The 16,620-nt window shown below is 66.2% G+C and carries 19 protein-coding genes; 4 read left to right on the top strand and 15 right to left on the bottom strand.

Annotated elements, in window-relative coordinates; translation table 11 throughout:
• Positions 1-4: 4 nt before the first annotated feature.
• Positions 5-679: a hypothetical protein gene (locus tag IC40_RS0104340; RefSeq protein ID WP_138158140.1), complete on the bottom strand. Its 675-nt coding sequence runs from the start codon at positions 677-679 to the stop codon at positions 5-7.
• A 33-nt stretch (positions 680-712) separates the two neighbouring features.
• Here IC40_RS0104340 and IC40_RS0104335 point away from each other — a divergent pair, with 33 nt between their 5' ends.
• Positions 713-1,408, top strand: coding sequence for a dienelactone hydrolase family protein (locus IC40_RS0104335; RefSeq protein WP_030133530.1), 696 nt, complete (start codon positions 713-715; stop codon positions 1,406-1,408).
• On the opposite strand, the gene IC40_RS0104330 is transcribed toward IC40_RS0104335, so the two are convergent.
• The 5 genes from IC40_RS0104330 to rplS form a co-directional block, all read right to left on the bottom strand.
• The gene (locus tag IC40_RS0104330; RefSeq protein ID WP_030133529.1) at positions 1,405-1,824 is read right to left on the bottom strand and encodes a nitroreductase family deazaflavin-dependent oxidoreductase; all 420 of its coding nucleotides are present in this window, start codon (positions 1,822-1,824) and stop codon (positions 1,405-1,407) included. The two genes, IC40_RS0104335 and IC40_RS0104330, sit on opposite strands and share 4 nt — an antisense overlap.
• Positions 1,825-1,865: 41 nt before the next feature.
• A complete protein-coding gene (locus tag IC40_RS0104325; protein WP_019511324.1) occupies positions 1,866-2,171 on the bottom strand; it encodes a DUF2469 domain-containing protein in 306 nt (101 codons plus the stop codon).
• Positions 2,168-2,902: a ribonuclease HII gene (locus tag IC40_RS0104320; protein ID WP_030133528.1), complete on the bottom strand. Its 735-nt coding sequence runs from the start codon at positions 2,900-2,902 to the stop codon at positions 2,168-2,170. Before IC40_RS0104320 ends, IC40_RS0104325 begins: the two co-directional genes overlap by 4 nt.
• 11 nt (positions 2,903-2,913) lie before the next feature.
• Positions 2,914-3,723, bottom strand: a complete 810-nt coding sequence (gene lepB, locus IC40_RS0104315; protein ID WP_030133527.1) for a signal peptidase I — start codon at positions 3,721-3,723, stop codon at positions 2,914-2,916.
• A gap of 73 nt (positions 3,724-3,796) precedes the next feature.
• On the bottom strand, positions 3,797-4,138 hold the full coding sequence (gene rplS, locus IC40_RS0104310; RefSeq protein ID WP_030133526.1) for a 50S ribosomal protein L19: 342 nt from the start codon (positions 4,136-4,138) through the stop codon (positions 3,797-3,799).
• Positions 4,139-4,428: 290 nt separating this feature from the next.
• On the opposite strand from rplS, the gene IC40_RS0104305 reads away from it, so the two are divergent.
• Positions 4,429-5,370, top strand: coding sequence for a serine hydrolase (locus IC40_RS0104305; RefSeq protein WP_036469366.1), 942 nt, complete (start codon positions 4,429-4,431; stop codon positions 5,368-5,370).
• An 87-nt stretch (positions 5,371-5,457) separates the two neighbouring features.
• On the opposite strand, the gene IC40_RS0104300 is transcribed toward IC40_RS0104305, so the two are convergent.
• The 9 genes from IC40_RS0104300 to IC40_RS0104260 form a co-directional block, all read right to left on the bottom strand.
• Positions 5,458-7,110 carry a hypothetical protein gene (locus IC40_RS0104300; RefSeq protein ID WP_138158141.1) on the bottom strand — a complete coding sequence of 551 codons (1,653 nt, stop codon included), beginning with the start codon at positions 7,108-7,110 and terminating at the stop codon, positions 5,458-5,460.
• Positions 7,111-7,333: 223 nt separating this feature from the next.
• The gene (trmD, locus tag IC40_RS0104295; RefSeq protein ID WP_030133523.1) at positions 7,334-8,011 is read right to left on the bottom strand and encodes a tRNA (guanosine(37)-N1)-methyltransferase TrmD; all 678 of its coding nucleotides are present in this window, start codon (positions 8,009-8,011) and stop codon (positions 7,334-7,336) included.
• A 1-nt stretch (position 8,012) separates the two neighbouring features.
• Positions 8,013-8,534, bottom strand: a complete 522-nt coding sequence (gene rimM / locus IC40_RS0104290) for a ribosome maturation factor RimM (RefSeq protein WP_030133522.1) — start codon at positions 8,532-8,534, stop codon at positions 8,013-8,015.
• A 4-nt stretch (positions 8,535-8,538) separates the two neighbouring features.
• The gene (locus IC40_RS0104285) at positions 8,539-8,781 is read right to left on the bottom strand and encodes an RNA-binding protein (RefSeq protein ID WP_003928628.1); all 243 of its coding nucleotides are present in this window, start codon (positions 8,779-8,781) and stop codon (positions 8,539-8,541) included.
• Positions 8,778-9,233, bottom strand: coding sequence for a 30S ribosomal protein S16 (rpsP, locus tag IC40_RS0104280; protein ID WP_030133521.1), 456 nt, complete (start codon positions 9,231-9,233; stop codon positions 8,778-8,780). Before rpsP ends, IC40_RS0104285 begins: the two co-directional genes overlap by 4 nt.
• A gap of 236 nt (positions 9,234-9,469) precedes the next feature.
• Entirely contained in the window at positions 9,470-9,889 is a 420-nt protein-coding gene (locus tag IC40_RS0104275) for a nuclear transport factor 2 family protein (protein ID WP_030133520.1), read from the bottom strand.
• Between the two features lie 19 nt (positions 9,890-9,908).
• On the bottom strand, positions 9,909-11,150 hold the full coding sequence (locus IC40_RS0104270) for an osmoprotectant NAGGN system M42 family peptidase (protein WP_191293487.1): 1,242 nt from the start codon (positions 11,148-11,150) through the stop codon (positions 9,909-9,911).
• Between the two features lie 59 nt (positions 11,151-11,209).
• Entirely contained in the window at positions 11,210-12,940 is a 1,731-nt protein-coding gene (gene ngg, locus IC40_RS0104265) for an N-acetylglutaminylglutamine synthetase (protein ID WP_030133518.1), read from the bottom strand.
• Positions 12,937-14,739 carry an N-acetylglutaminylglutamine amidotransferase gene (locus IC40_RS0104260; protein WP_030133517.1) on the bottom strand — a complete coding sequence of 601 codons (1,803 nt, stop codon included), beginning with the start codon at positions 14,737-14,739 and terminating at the stop codon, positions 12,937-12,939. Before IC40_RS0104260 ends, ngg begins: the two co-directional genes overlap by 4 nt.
• A gap of 113 nt (positions 14,740-14,852) precedes the next feature.
• Here IC40_RS0104260 and IC40_RS0104255 point away from each other — a divergent pair, with 113 nt between their 5' ends.
• Both IC40_RS0104255 and IC40_RS0104250 read left to right on the top strand, forming a co-directional pair.
• The gene (locus tag IC40_RS0104255) at positions 14,853-15,728 is read left to right on the top strand and encodes a D-alanyl-D-alanine carboxypeptidase family protein (protein WP_030133516.1); all 876 of its coding nucleotides are present in this window, start codon (positions 14,853-14,855) and stop codon (positions 15,726-15,728) included.
• Between the two features lie 71 nt (positions 15,729-15,799).
• Positions 15,800-16,615 (top strand): D-alanyl-D-alanine carboxypeptidase family protein, encoded by an 816-nt coding sequence (locus IC40_RS0104250; protein ID WP_030133515.1) that lies wholly within the window; start codon positions 15,800-15,802, stop codon positions 16,613-16,615.
• The last annotated feature ends 5 nt before the right edge of the window (positions 16,616-16,620 follow it).

Genomic DNA, 16,620 nt, shown 5'->3' with positions numbered 1-16,620 from the left:
GCTATCAACCCTGGATCAGCACAGCCCGGTCCCGGCTACCGGTGAGCAGTGCGCCACGACCGTTGTCGATCACCACACCCCGCACCCGGCGTGAGCTCGGCGGCGCGTCGTCGAACTCACACGTGACCTCTTCGGCCAGCACCGAACGACCCTGGTCGGTGAACAGATAGCGGTAGCGGATCTCGGTTCCGCCGTGGCCGAGTTTCTCGGATTCGACATCCAATTCGACGTCATCGGGTTTGTCGATGCCCAACACCGCCAGGACACCCTCGACGGAGAAACCATCCAATGCGACCTCGCGGCAGATCTCGACGGACAACCGCACCGCATCGGGGCGCTCGGATGTCGTCAGGAAACGGACAAGGCGCCAGCTGTCGTCGTCACCGCGCAGGGCGATACGCCTACCGTCCGGGCGCAACTCCGCGACAAGGACGTCGTCGTCGACGAACAGCACGGTCGCACCATCCACCGGCCCGAGCCCGGCCGCAGCCCGTCGCAACGCCGATAGATCCCACGGCCGCACCCGGGCGCCGAGTTCGTCGGCGGCCAGCGCGTGCACCGCGGCCGCGACCGCCGCTCGGATCGGGCCCTTGTTACAGCGCAGCGGCACGTCATCACGCTCACGCATCCGCTGCAGCGCGACGACGACCTCCGGTGCCAGGTCAACGGAGTCAGACACGACAAGCGACATTACGGCCTCTAGGTTTGGGTGATGAGCACCATCACCCTGGAAACTCCCGAGGGCACCATCGACGCACTGGTCGGCACCCCCGCGGGTACCGGACCGTGGCCAGGCGTGGTGATCGTGCACGACGCCATCGGTTACGGTCCCGACAAGGAGGCCGTCTCCGAACGGGTCGCAGCGGCCGGTTACCTGGCCGTCACCCCGAATCTGTACTCCCGCGGCGGCCGCGCGCGCTGCATCACCTCGGTGATGCGGGCAGCATTGACCCGGCAGGGTCCGCCCATCGACGACATCATGGCCGCCCGTCGGTACCTGGTCGACCGGACGGACTGCACCGGCACGGTGGGGATCGCGGGATTCTGCATGGGTGGGCAGTTCGCACTGATCCTGTCGCCGAGGGGTTTCGCCGCGGCGGCCCCGTTCTATGGGACGCCGCTGCCGAAGAATCTGGCGGATACCCTGCGCGGCGCCTGTCCCATCGTGGCGAGCTTCGGTGCCAAGGATCCGCTGGGCCGCGGCGCGCCTGCCGCACTGAACAGGGCGGTGGCCGACGAGCAGATCGACGCCGATATCAAGGTCTATCCGGACGCGGGGCACAGTTTCGCCAATCAACTGCCCGCCCAGGCGCTTTTGCGGGTGACCGGCTTCGGCTACAACGACGCCGTCGCCGAGGATGCGTGGAAGCGGGTGTTCACCTTCTTCGACGCGCATCTACGCGGTTAGGAGCGCACCAGCTCCACCACCGGGATCACCCGGCTGGTCTTGCGCTGATAGTCACCGAACTGCGGCTCGACCTCGACCTGCTTGGCGTAGATCTCATCCCGTTCGGCCCCTTCGAGCACCCGGGCCGACGCCTGATACGTCTCGGTGCCCAGCTCCACGGTGATCTGCGGGTGGGCCACCAGGTTGCGATACCAGTCCGGATCGCTGTCCGCGCCGCCCTTGCTGGCGAAGATGTACACCTTGCCGTCGTCGAGCAACGGCACCAACGGCGCGATCCGCTCGGTGCCCGACTTCGCGCCGATATGGTGCACGAGCACCAATGGCTTACCGGTGAAGACGCCGCCGGCCTTGCCGCCGGTGGTGCGGAACTCCTCGATCACGGCCTGATTCATCGCGTCGAAGTCTGCTTTTTCCATGTCAGGTACATACCCGACCGGCCGGACGCATATTCCCGGGCTCAGTCGGGCAGCCGCAGCTCGGGCTTTTCGACCTCTTCGATGTTGACGTCCTTGAACGTGATCACCCGGACCTGCTTGACGAAGCGCGCCGGGCGGTACATGTCCCAGACCCAGGCGTCGGCGAGCCGCAGCTCGAAGTAGACCTCACCGTCGGCATTGCGGGGCACCATCTCGACGCTGTTGGCGAGGTAGAACCGTCGTTCGGTCTCCACCACATAGCTGAACTGCCCGACGATGTCCTTGTACTCGCGGTACAGCGAGAGCTCCATCTCGGTTTCGTACTTCTCGAGATCCTCGGCACTCATCTGCTCTGCTGTCCTTCGTCTAGGTTGGCATCCATCATTCCCCACCCGGCGCCACCATCAAAGCTGCGCACCGAGGCGCCCTGGCCCGCGACTCGCCGGACGTTCGCAAACGAGTACCGGTGTTCGGCGCACGGCCCGAGCGTTTCCAGGGCGGCGGTGTGGACCGGCGTGCTGTAGCCCTTATGTTCGGCAAAGCCATAGCCCGGGTGTTCGCGATCCATCGCCACCATCAAGCGGTCCCGGCTGACCTTGGCCAGCACCGAAGCCGCGGCGATGCAGGCTGCCGCGGCGTCGCCGCCGATCACCGGCAGTGAGGGCATTGGCAGCCCGGGTACCCGAAAGCCGTCGGAGAGCACATAGCCCGGGCGCAGCGGCAGCCCCGCCACCGCACGGCGCATGCCCTCGATGTTGGCGTGATGGACCCCGCGCCGGTCGACATCGACCGACGGGATGAACACGACGTGATAGGCCAGCGCATACCGACGGATCAGCGGGAACAGCCGCTCGCGTTCGGCCTCGTTCAGCTTCTTCGAGTCGTCAAGGGCAGCAAGGCTTTTGAACTTGTTGGGGCCGAGCACGCAGGCCGCGACCACCAGCGGTCCGGCGCACGCACCGCGGCCGACCTCGTCGACACCGGCGACGGGGCCGAGACCGCTGCGGTAGAGCGCCGATTCCAGCGTGCGCAGGCCGGACCTGCGGATCACGGTTCTGGGCGGCCAGCTTGCCGGCAAGACACCGACTCCTAGTCGGCCTGCGGGTTCACGCTGTCCACGCCGCCCCACCGCCCCGGCGGCCAGGCGATGAACCGGGCCTTGCCGATGACATTGGCGACCGGGACCGTACCGGCCTCCGGATCACCGGTGCAGATCAGCCCGCGCTGTGCGTCCTGGGGCAGGTTCGCGCACCGGGAGCGCGAGTCCGCCGAGTGCGTGCGGTTGTCACCCATCACCCACAACTTGCCCTCGGGCACGGTGACCGGCCCGAACTCGTTGCCCAGGCACGGGTAGACCGCCGGGTCGGCGTTCATCGTGGTGGGGTCGAGATAGGGCTCGTTGAGTTTCTTGCCGTCGACCGTGAGACCGGTGGCCGCGCGGCACTGGACGGTCTGTCCGCCGACCGCGATCACTCGCTTCACCAGATCGTTCTCGTCGGGGGGGACGAAGCCGATGAACGAGAGCGCGTTCTGCATCCAGCGGATCGCCGTGTTGTCCGAGCGGATCGACTTGTAGCCGATGTTCCAGTTCGGCGGGCCTTTGAAGACGACGACATCGCCGGGCTCGGGTTCGGTGAACCGGAAGGTGAGCTTGTCCACCATGATCCGGTCACCCACGCAACCGGGGCAGCCGTGCAGAGTCGGTTGCATGGACTCCGAGGGAATCAGATACGGACGCGCTACGAAGGTCAGCATCACGTAGTAGAGGACAAGCGCGATGGTGACCAGGATGGCGCCCTCACGCAGGGCGCCGCCCTTCTTCTTCGGCTTGTGCTGCTGGTCGCCGTCGGTATCGGTACCCGATTCCGGATTGGCGGTTTCCTCGGCGTCGTCGGTCACGGCATCAGGGTAGCCAGCATGGCTGAAAGCAGCCGGACCGGCGGGCGTGTCGTCATGACCTGACCGGTCAGCGTCAGCGCTTTTCCTTGATCTTGGCCTTCTTGCCGCGCAGCTCGCGCAGGTAGTACAGCTTGGCGCGCCGGACGTCACCGCGGGTGGCGACATCGATGTGGTCGATGTTGGGCGAGTGGACCGGGAAGGTCCGCTCGACGCCGACGCCGTAGCTTTCCTTGCGCACGGTGAAGGTCTCGCGGGAACCGCCGCCCTGGCGCCGGATCACGACACCCTTGAAGACCTGGATACGTTCCTTGGAACCCTCGATGACCTTGACGTGCACGTTGACGGTGTCGCCGGGGCCGAATACCGGGATGTCGTCGCGCAGCGACGCCTGGTCGACGAAGTCAAGCGTGTTCATCGGTGACTCTTCCTTGCTGTGGGCGGCTCTTCGCGGGCGGCGCAACGTTCGCGCAGCCGAGCCGACGTATTCGGGCGGATCTGACTGGATGTGCCAGGCAGCAGGGACTGACCCTGCGCAGGCAACTGCTCAATTGTGCCAGACGAGGCGCGACAGGCGAAATCGCACATCGGTCGGCCCGGGCTGCAGTGGTGTTCGACGGTGATTAGGCTACTGGTCACCGGGGTAGATGACGAGCCTGAGCCACCGTGGCCGCTGATCCCCACCCCTTCGACCATCTGGAGGACTCCATGCCGCGGCCGGTGACCGCCTTCCACCTGGTCTTGGCAGCGGCGTGTACGACGGCTCTGATGGCCGGGTGTGAGGCGAAGGGGTACGGCGCACCCGCGGCATCCCCGGAGGCACCTCAGCTCACCGTGATCGCTCCCCTGGCGACGGCGGCACCACTTCCCCAGGCTCCACCCGATCAGCCGGCCGCAACCTTCGACGGGCTACAGGCGAGGGTCAACAAGGCCAGCGCCGATGCCGCCGCGGCCGGCGCCGATCTGACGGTCGCGATCCTGGACCGCGATACCGGCCAGATGGTGACCAACGGGGCTCCGAACCCTGTCGCGATCGCCTCGGTGGTGAAATTGTTCATCGCCGACGATCTGCTGCTGCAGGAGTCCGAGGGGCGTGCCGAACTCAGTCCCGAGGACCGGGTGATGCTCGACGTGATGTTGCGATCCTCCGATGACAGTGCCGCCGAGGTGTTTTGGAATCGCAGCGGGGGCACGGACATCATCGATCGCGTCGTCGCGCGGTATGGCCTGTCGACGACCAGCGCGCCGGGCAACGGGCGGTGGTTCAACACGACGAGCACGGTGACCGATCTGGTCCGCTACTACGACAAGCTGCTCGCCGGCACGGGCGGGCTGCCGCCGGAGCGGGCCAGCATCATCATGGCCAACCTGTCCCAGTCCACCCCGACCGCGCCCGACGGCATGGTGCCCGGTGGTGTCTATCCGCAGCGCTTCGGCATCCCGGAAGGCATTCCCGGCGAGCCGGTCGCGGTCAAGCAGGGCTGGATGTGCTGCGTGGGTGCTGACTGGATGCACCTGTCCACCGGTGTCATCGGCCCCGATCGCCGGTTCGTGATGGCCATCAGCTCCATGCAGGCCACCGGCGACGACGCGGCGCGCGAAACCATCACCGATGCCGTCCGCACGATCTTCCCCGGCGGACACCTCTAGGGTCGAAACGAGCCGTGGGGATGACCTGTCGGTCACCCCCACGGATGAGACCTTCAGAGCAGGCCTCTCACCTCATGTCGCCGGAGATCACTCTCCGCTGTCGGATCCGGATCCGCTCGACTTGTTGTCGCCGCGATCGGTGTCACTGGGATCCTTGGCGCCCTTGGTCTCGCCGGAGTCGTTGGCACCCCTGGACTCACTGGTCTCGCTCGACTCCTTGGTCTCGCTCGCGGCCTTCTCGTTCTTGACGTCGTTCTTGAGCGCGTCCTTCAGATCGTCCTTCAGGTCATCGTTGGAATCCTCGGAACCCTCGTCGCCCTTCAGGCCATCGGTCAGGTCGCCAGCCTGCGCACCGCCGTCGGCATCGGTGAGATCGGCAGCATCACCGTCGGTCGCATCGGTCACCTCATCGATGACCTCGATGCTGTCGATGCCCTCGTCGACGGTGGCCTCCTCGGAAGTCGGCTCGCCCGCAACAGGATCGGTCACCTCTTCGGCGGATTCGGGCGACTCGCCCTCGGCATCGGACCGCAGGCCCGTCTGCAGCACCAAGCCGGCGGCCGGATCGGCTGCCTGCTCTGCCGCTGCCTCGGGCACAGGTTCGGGCCGAGGGAAGTTGAGAGCACGGGCAATCTGCTGCGGCAGCTGCGCGAAGAAGAAGTCGAAGGTGCCCTGCGGGGAGAGCAGACCCGGGAAGGTCTGGCCGCTGCCCGGCTCCCAGATGGGATCGTCGCCACCGAGGAAGCCCGGCACGTAACCGTTGACAAAAGCACTCATGATCTTGACCGGCGCATTGACCAGATGGCTGAGAGCATCCACAAGGTTGCCGCTCAGCACCGCCGACATGGTGGCCTGCACGATCTCGACGGTCTGGAATGTCGCCGTCACCGCCGGCGCCAGCATGGCCCTGCCGAAGTTGCCGATCACACCACGCGACAACAGGCCGGGGCCGTCGAGCTCGCCGTCGGGCCTGACCGTGGTCATCCACGACGTGCCGAGAATGCGACCGAGGGTGCCGAGGCCGAGATCGTCGAGGAAGTCACCCGGGATGCGGAGCAGGTCCAGCGAGGCGGCCCGCAGGTGCACCAACCCGTCCACCAGGAACCAGTAATTCAGTTCACCGAAGGCCTCGACGACCTTGCCCTGCGCCAGCAGACCCGCGACCAACGGCAGCACCGCCGGGCGGATGACCTGCTCACCGGTCTCCGGATCCAGGATCGGCCGGCCCGCGGTGTCGAACGACGGGCGACTGACCACCAGCGCTGCCAGCGCATTGAAGGCCGCGCTGCCGATGTCGCTCGCGCCCTCCAGGATGCGCGGGCCGTACTTCCCGGGAGCTGCGATGGTCGCGCCGATGGTGCGACCGGGGTTGAACACGTTGCGGACGGTATCGGCCAGCTCAGCCTGGACGGCCGGGGTGCCCAGGGTTGCACCGAGCGTGGTCCACTGGGTGTTGATATTGCCGCCGAGGGTGTTCAGGTTGCTGCCGGTGGCCTGTAATGCGTTCTGCAGCACCACGAACGGGTTTTCGAAGGCCGCCAGTTCGACGGCCTGGTGACGGACCTGGGTGCTGGCCGCCAGCGCTGTCGGCGCCGCCGCCACCGGTGCGGCGACGAGGGCGCCTGCGGTCGCCATCGCCACACCGGCTGCAAGAAGTTTGCCAGGACGGGGAGCCGATGCCGACTCTTCCGGGAAGCCGAAACTGCGCTCCGATGAGTCGGCAGGTAGAGACATTGGCACGAATTCTCCTTTTTTGACAGCGGTGTCAGCTAGACGCGTCGGAACGTTAGCTGCACTGTACGGAGAACACAATAGGTATGCCTAACCTACGTTGAGAGAACTCTCAGCTTTCTCAGCACTGCTTTCCTGCCCGTCGGCCGGCACCGACAAGAACAGCTGGGAAGCGAGTTCGGCTGCCCTGTTGCCAGCCGGGCCACTGGTGGTGGCACACCGTCGGCCCGGATCAGTCGAGGAGGTCGGGTCTGCGTTCCCTGGTGCGTTGCACCGACTGATCGTGGCGCCACGCCGCGATCTTCGCGTGATCACCCGACAGCAGGACAGGCGGAACCTCCAGTTCACGCCAGACCGGGGGCCGAGTGTAGCTGGGCCCCTCGAGCAATCCGTCGGAATGTGAATCCTGTTGGTGCGATTCGGGATTGCCAAGCACTTCCGGAATCAGCCGAACCACGGCCTCGATCATCACCAATGCCGCCGATTCGCCACCGGCAAGCACATAGTCCCCGATCGAGACCTCTTCGACCCGCATCCGCCGGGCGGCATCATCGGCCACCCGCTGATCGATACCCTCGTAGCGTCCACACGCGAACACGAGATGCCGCTCGGCGCTCCACCGTTGCGCGGTGCTCTGCGTGAACGGCCGCCCGGCAGGGGTGGGCACCACCAACAATGTTTCGGGAGTACAGATTTCGTCCAGCGCCGCTCCCCACACCGGCGCCTTCATCACCATGCCGGGACCACCACCATAGGGCGAATCGTCGACCGATCTGTGCACATCGTGGGTCCAGCGTCGCAGGTCGTGTACCCCGAGCTCGACGATGCCGGCCTGTATTGCCTTGCCAGGCAGGGCTTCATGCAGTGGATTGAGATAGGCGGGGAAGATCGTGATGACGTCCAGCCGCATATCAGTCCATATCGAGCAGGCCGTCGGGCGGATCGATATCCACGGTGCCGTCGGCCAGCGACACGGCGGTGACGATGGCGCTGACGAACGGGACCAGCACCTCACGACCCTCTGGGGTCTTTATCGACAGCAGCTCCCCGGCAGCGGTGTGCAGCACCTCGGCGACGGTGCCGATCACCGTGCCGTCGACGGTGCGCACGGCCAGCCCTTCGAGCTGGTGATCGTAGAACTCATCGGGATCATCGATGGGTGGCAGCTGCTCGGTGTCGACGAGGAACAGGGTGCCGCGCAGCGCGTCTGCCGCATTGCGGTCGGAGACGCCGGTCAACCGCATCAGCAGTCGACCGGCGTGCTCACGCACCGTCTCTATGACAAAGCTCCGTTCCGGCCCGCCCCTGGCCGCGCGACCACGCAACTGCGCGCCAGGGACGAACCGCTGCTCCGGATCGTCGGTACGGATCTCCACGACGACCTCGCCGGTGACGCCATGCGCCTTGGCGACCCGCCCGATGACCAGCTCCATGACGCTATTGGTCGGTGTCCACCACGTCGACGCGGATCCCGCGCCCGCCGATCCCGGCGACCAGGGTCCGCAGCGCGGTGGCGGTACGCCCGCCGCGGCCGATGACCTTGCCCAGGTCGTCGGGGTGCACATGCACCTCGACCGTGCGACCACGGCGGTTGGTGACCATGTCCACCCGGACATCGTCGGGATTGTCGACGATCCCGCGCACCAGATGCTCTACGGCGTCGACGACGACGGAACTCATTCGGCGGCGGGAGCTTCGGCCGCGGCCTCTTCGGCAGGAGCCTCAGCAGTGTCGTCGGCCTTGGGGGCCTTCTTCTTCTTCTGGGTCACGGCCTGACCGGTCGGCGCGTCATCGGCGGCGGCCAGTGCGGCGTTGAACAGATCGAGCTTGGAGGGCTTGGGCTCCTTGACCTTCAGCGTGCCCTCGGCGCCCGGCAGGCCCTTGAACTTCTGCCAGTCACCGGTGATCTTCAGCAGCGCCAGGACGGGTTCGGTCGGCTGCGCGCCGACGCCCAGCCAGTACTGCGCACGCTCCGAGTCGATCTCGATCAGGCTCGGCTCTTCCTTCGGGTGGTAACGGCCGATGACCTCGATGGAACGGCCGTCGCGGCGATTACGCGCGTCGGCGACGGAGATGCGGTACTGGGGGTTGCGGATCTTGCCCATACGGGTGAGCTTGATTTTGACAGCCATGAATCACTCCTGTGCATTGCCACGCTGCAATTCGGCGATCTCCGGCGGGGTGCCGGGATCCGGTTTTGCCTTACGTGTGTGACCGCCGCGCGGCGCATCTAACGGGTCGCGAACGGACAGCGGCCCATTGTGCCAGAGCAGCCGGGGCCTGCCCAAATTCTGACGACACGTCGGCGGCGCCGACTCGGACCACACGTCGGCGGCGCCGACTCGGACCACACGTCGGCGGTGCCGACTCAGACGACCCGGTCGAAGCACTTCTCCTCGACGCGCTTGGTCATCCGCCACCCCTCGGCGGTACGGACGAACTCGTCGTCGTACCAGAGCCCGCAGAACAGCACCTGGCCCTCCGCACCGCCCAACACCATCGGGTTGAAGCACAGCGTGCGCGAGGTCGCGGTGTCACCGTCGATCCGCACGTCGAAGTTGCCCAACATGTGCGCGTACGCCGGGAAGTTGGGGAGCACCTCCGACAGCCACGCCTTGACCTCTGGGTAGCGGCCGTCGACACCGCCCATGGCCCGGTAGTCGATATAGGCATCCGCGGTGAACACCTGGTCGAGGTCATCGAACCGGCGCGAGTCGATCGCGGTGGAGTAGGCGATGAGCAGTTGCTGTATTTCGAGACGGTCGGAGATCTCTTCGATGCTCAGCACAACTCGATTGAACCATCCATCACTGCTGGCCGGCGGGACCTTCCGCGGGTGGCCAGTGCTCCCCCGACCATTCGCCCGGCTCGGCATGGTCGCCGCGGGACAGCGGTACCCACTGTTCGGTGGGTGCCGGCTGCTTGGACGACGGGAAATCCCGCAGTTGGCCGGAAGGCTTGGCATCCCACTTCGCGAAGGTCAGCGGCGTCTGCAACCACGCGAACAGCAGGTTGTAGACCCCCTCAAGAGAGTCGATGTGGGTGCGCTCCCAGCCGTGGCTACCGTCGAGCCCGAACCCGACCAGCGCGGCGCGGGTGTTGGCACCGGCCTCGATGGCCGCCGCCGCGTCGGAGCGGTAGTAGCGGAAGACATCGCGCGCATGCGGGATCTGCCGTTCCTCGGCCAGCCGGCACAGCTTGCGGGTGAGGTGGTAGTCGAACGGTCCGTGCAGATCGGCCATCGGGATGGTCACGCCGTCTTCGATCGAATGCTGCCCGGGGGCACACACCGCATTGTCGACCGATACCAGTTCGGCGACGTCAGGGTCCAGACCGTGGCTGGCGCCGTGCCCGACCTCTTCGGTGATGGTGACCATGATCGTCGTCGTGTGCGGCAGCACGATCTTCTGCTCGGCGACGGTCTTGGCGAGCGCGAGTGCGACCGCGACACCGGCCTTACCGTCCAGATGCCGGGAAACGATGTAGCCATCCGAGGTCAGTTCCGGGGCGGCGATCAAGGCAACGAAGTCGCCGACGCGGAAGCCGAGCCGTTCCAGCTCGGCCCGGTTGGTGACCTTGCGATCGATGCGGACCTCGACGTGTTCCCATTCGGTGGGTTGGGTGTCGATCTCGTCGCCGAACGCATGACCGGAAGCCTTGAGCGGCATCACCGTTCCGGTGAAGAACTCGTCGGCATCATCGGTGAAGATCCGCACCCGCGCGCCGGTGGCGAACCGGGCCGAGAACGTGCCCACCGGGATCAACTCCAGGCGCCCGTTGTCCTTCAGATCACGCACCATGCAGCCGATGGTGTCGGCGTGCACCACCACCGCACGGTCGGTGGTGCTGGATTCACCGGGCAGCACCGCCGTCAACGCGCCGCGGCGGGTCAGGGTGAACGGCACGCCGATCTCGTTCAGTGTGTCACCGATGAGCTGCATCACGGCGTCGGTGCGACCCGACGGACTGGGCGTTTGCAGCAGTCCCAACAGCGTGTCGATCATCCACGCTCGGGTCTCTTCCGGCATCACCGCACGTTCGGACACCATGCCTCCTTCTCAAGCATCAGATTTGGGACGCCCGAACGATCCAGGCGTCCCCGTATTCGCTAACCCTGGTCGACAGGATCGGGCTGCCACGCCCAGGGTGTCGCCGCGGTCCGGGGAAAGAGTAGATCCACGAAGGCCTGCGCCGTCGGGCGCGGTTCGTGGTTGGCCAACCCAGGACGCTCATTGGCCTCGATGAACACATATTCCTCGCCGTCGACCGACGGCACCATCAGGTCGATACCTGTCACGGGGATGCCGATCGCATCGGCGGCGTCGACCGCCACCTTGGCCAGCAACGGGTTCAGGTCGTCGGTGACGTCGACGATCGTGCCGCCGGTATGCAGGTTTGCAGTTCGCCGCACGACCAGGCGCTCGTTGGCGGGCAGCACATCGTCCATCTCCCAGCCGGCTTCGCGCACCGTGTCCTCTGTCACCGAGTCCAGCGGGATTCGGGACTCCCCCTGGGTGGCCGCCGCCCGGCGACGGCTCTGGGCTTCGATGAGCGACCGCACGGTGTGCTTTCCGGTGCCGATGATCTCGGGCGGGCGCCGCACCGCTGCGGCGATCACCTTGCCGTTGATCACCACGATGCGCAGATCTTCGCCGGCGCAACGTTCCTCGATCAGCACGTCCGGACAGTGCTTGCTGGCCAGCTGCAGCGCACGGTCCAGTTCGTCGTGGCGAGTCACGCCGACGGTGATACCGGCACCTTGTTCCCCGCGGGCCGGTTTGACCACCACCGAGCCCACCTTGGCAAGGAAGCGATGATCCTCTTCCCCGAAGGTGGCCGTGACACCTTGGGGGACAACGATTCCCGCCTCGCCGACCACCTTGCGGGCGATGCGCTTGTCGTCACACCGGCTCATCGCCACCGCATTGGTCAGTTCCGACAGCGACTCCCGCGTGGTGACGGTGGTGCCCCCGTGCGTGAGCTGGAGGTACCCGCCCTGGGCATCGAGGACCTGGACGGCGATACCACGCAGGATGGCCTCGTCGGCGATGATGCGCGCGTAGGGATTGAGTTGATCGAGCTCTTCCTCGGGTTGTGCGGGCGCAAAAAGCTTTTCGTTGATCGCGTTTTTCCGCTTGACACCGAGTTCGGGTACACGCTGGAAGCCCATTCGCTCGTAGAGGGCGATGGCACCCTCGTTGTCGTGCAGTACCGACAGGTCCATCTGACTTCGTCCGCGGGCGATGAACTCCTCGACCAACGAGCGCACCAACAGTCCGCCGGCACCAGGGCGACACAATGTCGGGCTGACCGCCAGGCACCACAGGCTCGAGCCGTTCTCCGGATCGTCGAACAACTGGGCGTGATCGATGCCGGTGACGGTGCCCACCACCGATCCGCTCTGGTCGTCGACGGCGACCAGGTAGATCATGTGCTCTTCGGACTGGCTGTTGTGCCACATCAGGTCGACGTCGGCAGGCACCATCCGGCACTGCAGGTAGATCTCGTTGATCGCGGCACAGTCGGCCATGGACCGGACCGGCCGGACCGTCACTCCCGGTAGGTCCTCGGGGCGGTAGGCCAGCGGCGTCGTGAGGTCCAACCGGTAGGTGAAGCTCGGGTCGATGAAGAACTCTTGCGGGTTGAGTGCCACGAAAACGTGCGGCGCCTCGAGGTACATCCCGATGTCTCTGCGGCCGCTGGCCTCGGCGCGCAGCGCGGTGCCGAGCTCACCCGGATCGTCGAAGGTCTGTCCGAAGACCAGCCTGCCCCAACCGAGATCCTGAATGACCTCTTTGGGCGGAGCGTCGCCCTCTGGAGTCGCCTTCTCCAGGGTCATCTCGTCGTTACCCCATCCACGTGGTGCGCCAGCCAGAGTTCCAGCAGCCCGAGCTGCCACAGGGGGTTACCCCGAAGCGGGGTGTGGTAACCGTTCGGATCGGCCAGCAGTCGGTCGACTTCGCTCTTGTCGAACAGGCCCCTGGCCTTGGCGCCGTCGCTGTGCAGCGCATCGCGCACGAGGTCCAGGTAGGGCCCGGAGAGGTGCTTGAGGGCCGGTACCGGGAAGTATCCCTTGGGCCGGTCGATCACCTCGTGTGGGATGACCTTGCGGGCCGCCTCTTTCAGCACGCCCTTGCCTTCGTAGGCGGTCTTGAGATGCGGTGGGCAGGTCGCGGCCAGTTCGACCAGTTCGTGATCGAGGAAGGGCACCCGCCCTTCCAAACCCCACGCCATGGTCATGTTGTCCACCCGCTTGACGGGGTCGTCCACCAACATCACGGTGGTGTCCAGGCGCAACGCGCGATCGGTCGCCGTCGCCGCACCGGGGTGGGCGAAATGACTCCGGACGTAGTCACCGGCGATATCGGCATCCAAGCGCCAATTAGGTTGCAGCAGGGCGTTCAATGCGCTGTGGTCGCGGTCGAAGAACGCTTGGCGGTAGCTGGCCAGTGCGGCCGTCACATCGCCGTCGGGAGCATGGGCCATCGGTGGGTACCAGTGGTAGCCGGCGAAGATCTCGTCGGCACCCTGACCGGACTGCACCACCTTGACATGCTTGCTGACCTCTTGGGAGAGCAGGTAGAAGGCCACACAATCGTGGCTCATCATCGGCTCGCTCATCGCCGCGATGGTTCCCGACAGCGCGGGCAGCATGCGGGCGGTGTCGATACGGATCTGGTGATGGTCGGTGCCGTAGTGCCGGGCGATGATGTCGGAGTACTTGAACTCGTCGCCCTCTTCGCCGCCGGCGGCTTCGAAACCGATGGAGAAGGTCGCCAGCCCGTGCTGTCCGGCCTCTGCCAACAGCCCGACGATCAGGCTGGAGTCCAATCCCCCCGACAGCAGACAGCCGACCGGGACGTCCGCGACCAGCCGGCGCTCGACAGCGGTTCGCAGCGAGGCGAGGATGGCCTCTTCCCACTCGGTGTCCGACCATCCCGATCGCTCGGCCGATCTCTCGAATACGGGCTCCCAGTAGGTGTGTTCGGTCCGCTTGCCGTCGGGTTCGATCCGCATGACGGTGCCCGGCGGCAGCTTCTTGACGCCGGCCACGATGGTGTGCGGTGCGGGAACCACCGAGTGGAAGCTCAAATAATGGTGCAGCGCAACAGGATCGATCGAGGTATCGACGCCGCCGGCGGCCAGCAACGCAGGTAGCGAGGAGGCGAACCGCACGGCGTCGGGGGTATCGGTGTAGTACAGGGGCTTGATGCCGAGCCGGTCGCGGGCCAACAGCACCCGACCACTGTCGACCTCGGTGACGGCGAAAGCGAACATGCCGTACAGGTGGTCGACGACCTTGTCACCCCACTCGCGGTAACCCTTGAGCACGACCTCGGTGTCGCTGTGGGAGAAGAATCGGTACCCCTTGCCCAGCAGCTCCTGTCGTAACTGCGGGTAGTTGTAGATACACCCGTTGAAGGCCACCGTCAGGCCGAGTTCGGGGTCGTGCATCGGCTGTTGCCCGTGACTGGACAGGTCGATGATCGCCAGCCGGCGGTGCCCGAGGGCGATACCGCCCTGGGACCAGAAACCTCCGCTGTCGGGGCCCCGCGGCACCATGGTTTCCGCCATTCGGGCAATGGCTCCGAGATCTGCCGACCGGCCGCGAGCAACCTCGCCGGCGATGCCGCACATTGTTTTCGTCCCCCTCGATGGTCGATGGCCACTCTGGTTCGCGCTGGTCTTACGTTACCGGTCAGGGCACCTTCCAAACCTCCGGGTGCGAAAGGTAGTTAGGGTCACAAGCCATGCGAAGGCTTGTCGCCGCTGTCGTGTCGGCCCTGTCCCTGGTGACCATCGGCACGGGTTCCGCGGGTGCCGATATCGGGGTGAACCAGCCCGTCGGTTCGCTACCGATACCCGACGGACCTGCACAGGCATGGGTGGTTGCGGATCTGGATTCGGGCGCGGTTTTGGCGGCCAAGGACGAGTACGCACGACACCCACCGGCGAGCACGATCAAGGTGTTGCTGGCCCTGGTCGCGCTCGACGAATTGCCGCTGGACGCGACGGTGGTCGCCGATGAGGCCGACACCAAGGTGGAGTGCAACTGTGCGGGTGTGGCCCCCGGCTCGACCTATACGCTGCGCCAGCTCTTGGAGGGGCTGCTGCTGGTGTCGGGTAACGACGCAGCAAACACTCTGGCGACGATGCTGGGTGGTAGGCCGGCGGCACTGGCGAAGATGAACGCCAAGGCCGCGGCGATCGGTGCACGGGCCACCACCGCAGGCTCCCCCTCGGGTCTGGACGGGCCCGGTATCGACATCTGGTCCTCGCCGCACGACCTCGCGGTGATCTTCCGGGCGGCGATGGCCAATCCGGCGTTCGCGGCGATCACCGCGCAGCCGACGGCTGTCTTTCCCGGCCGTAACGGTGACCGGGTCCTGGTGAATCAGAACGAGCTCTTGACCCGCTACCCCGGCATGCTCGGCGGCAAGACCGGATTCACCGATATGGCGAGGAAGACCTTCGTCGGCGCGGCACAGCGCGACGGCCGCCGCCTGGTGGTCGCGATGATGTTCGGCCTCGTCCGCGAGGGCGGTCCGACCTATTGGGATCAGGCGTCGGCCCTACTGGACTGGGGGTTCGCTCAGGACCGGACGGTCAGCGTCGGCGCGCTCTAATCGACGACCGGCGTCGGAGTCGAGACCGGAGGGAGACCGGTTCGAGTCCTGCCGGCCGTACGCTCACGCGGGTGCGGCATCTGCTCGCGGCGACCGCGCTCGCCCTCAGCACGGTCATCGCGGCGCCCGCCCAGGCTGCGCCCGCGGTGGAACCTGTCGGCGCCCAGACGTTCATCAACGGTCCGGCCAAGGCGTACCTGCTGGCCGATCTGGATACCGGCCGGGTGCTGGCCGCCAACGACCCCTACGGCTCCTACGCCCCGGCCAGCACCATCAAGGTGCTGTTGGCCATGACGGTGCTCGACAATCTGCGGCCGGACAATTTCGCCAGGGCCAACGCGTCGCACACCAAGGTCGAATGCTCGTGTGTGGGACTGACTCCCGGCCAGCCCTACACGGTGGCCCAGTTGCTCAGCGCGCTGCTCATGGTGTCGGGCAACGACTCGGCGAACATGCTGGCCGATATGCTGGGCGGCCAGCGCAATGCTGTCGCTGCCATGAATCGCAAGGCCGCCAGCGTCGGTGCCCGCAATACCCGAGCGTCCTCGCCATCCGGACTGGACGGCCCGGGCTGGGAGTCGGTCACCACACCCCATGATCTGGCGGTCATGTTCCGGGCCGCGCTGCGTTATCCGCTGATCGCCCAGATCATGGGGTCGAGATCGGCGGGATTTCCGGGGCGCACCTTGACCAATCAGAACGAATTGCTGTCCCGCTATCCCGGTGATCTGGGCGGCAAGACCGGTTTCACCAACCTGGCCCGCAAAACCTATGTCGGCGCAGCCCAGCGCGGCGACCGCAGGCTCGTGGTGGTACAGATGTACGGCTCGGGTGATCTGTACGGCCAGGCGATCAGCCTCCTCGACTGGGGTTTCAGCCAACCCTGACCGGG

It is taken from the genome of Mycolicibacterium neoaurum ATCC 25795 (assembly GCF_000691525.1).
Taxonomy (GTDB): Bacteria; Actinomycetota; Actinomycetes; order Mycobacteriales; family Mycobacteriaceae; genus Mycobacterium; species Mycobacterium neoaurum.
The sequence above is the reverse complement of the archived record's forward strand: the minus strand, read 5'-3'. Positions and strand labels throughout refer to the sequence as shown.

Excerpts from the sequence above, each read along its gene's own strand:
- IC40_RS0104335 (WP_030133530.1), top strand. The coding sequence starts at position 713 with ATGAGCACCATCACCCTGGAAACTCCCGAGGGCACCATCGACGCACTG.
- IC40_RS0104330 (WP_030133529.1), bottom strand. The coding sequence starts at position 1,824 with ATGGAAAAAGCAGACTTCGACGCGATGAATCAGGCCGTGATCGAGGAG.
- IC40_RS0104325 (WP_019511324.1), bottom strand. The coding sequence starts at position 2,171 with ATGAGTGCCGAGGATCTCGAGAAGTACGAAACCGAGATGGAGCTCTCG.
- rplS (WP_030133526.1), bottom strand. The coding sequence starts at position 4,138 with ATGAACACGCTTGACTTCGTCGACCAGGCGTCGCTGCGCGACGACATC.
- IC40_RS0104305 (WP_036469366.1), top strand. The coding sequence starts at position 4,429 with ATGCCGCGGCCGGTGACCGCCTTCCACCTGGTCTTGGCAGCGGCGTGT.
- trmD (WP_030133523.1), bottom strand. The coding sequence starts at position 8,011 with ATGCGGCTGGACGTCATCACGATCTTCCCCGCCTATCTCAATCCACTG.
- rimM (WP_030133522.1), bottom strand. The coding sequence starts at position 8,534 with ATGGAGCTGGTCATCGGGCGGGTCGCCAAGGCGCATGGCGTCACCGGC.
- IC40_RS0104285 (WP_003928628.1), bottom strand. The coding sequence starts at position 8,781 with ATGAGTTCCGTCGTCGTCGACGCCGTAGAGCATCTGGTGCGCGGGATC.
- rpsP (WP_030133521.1), bottom strand. The coding sequence starts at position 9,233 with ATGGCTGTCAAAATCAAGCTCACCCGTATGGGCAAGATCCGCAACCCC.
- IC40_RS0104270 (WP_191293487.1), bottom strand. The coding sequence starts at position 11,150 with ATGGTGTCCGAACGTGCGGTGATGCCGGAAGAGACCCGAGCGTGGATG.
- ngg (WP_030133518.1), bottom strand. The coding sequence starts at position 12,940 with ATGACCCTGGAGAAGGCGACTCCAGAGGGCGACGCTCCGCCCAAAGAG.
- IC40_RS0104260 (WP_030133517.1), bottom strand. The coding sequence starts at position 14,739 with ATGTGCGGCATCGCCGGCGAGGTTGCTCGCGGCCGGTCGGCAGATCTC.
- IC40_RS0104255 (WP_030133516.1), top strand. The coding sequence starts at position 14,853 with ATGCGAAGGCTTGTCGCCGCTGTCGTGTCGGCCCTGTCCCTGGTGACC.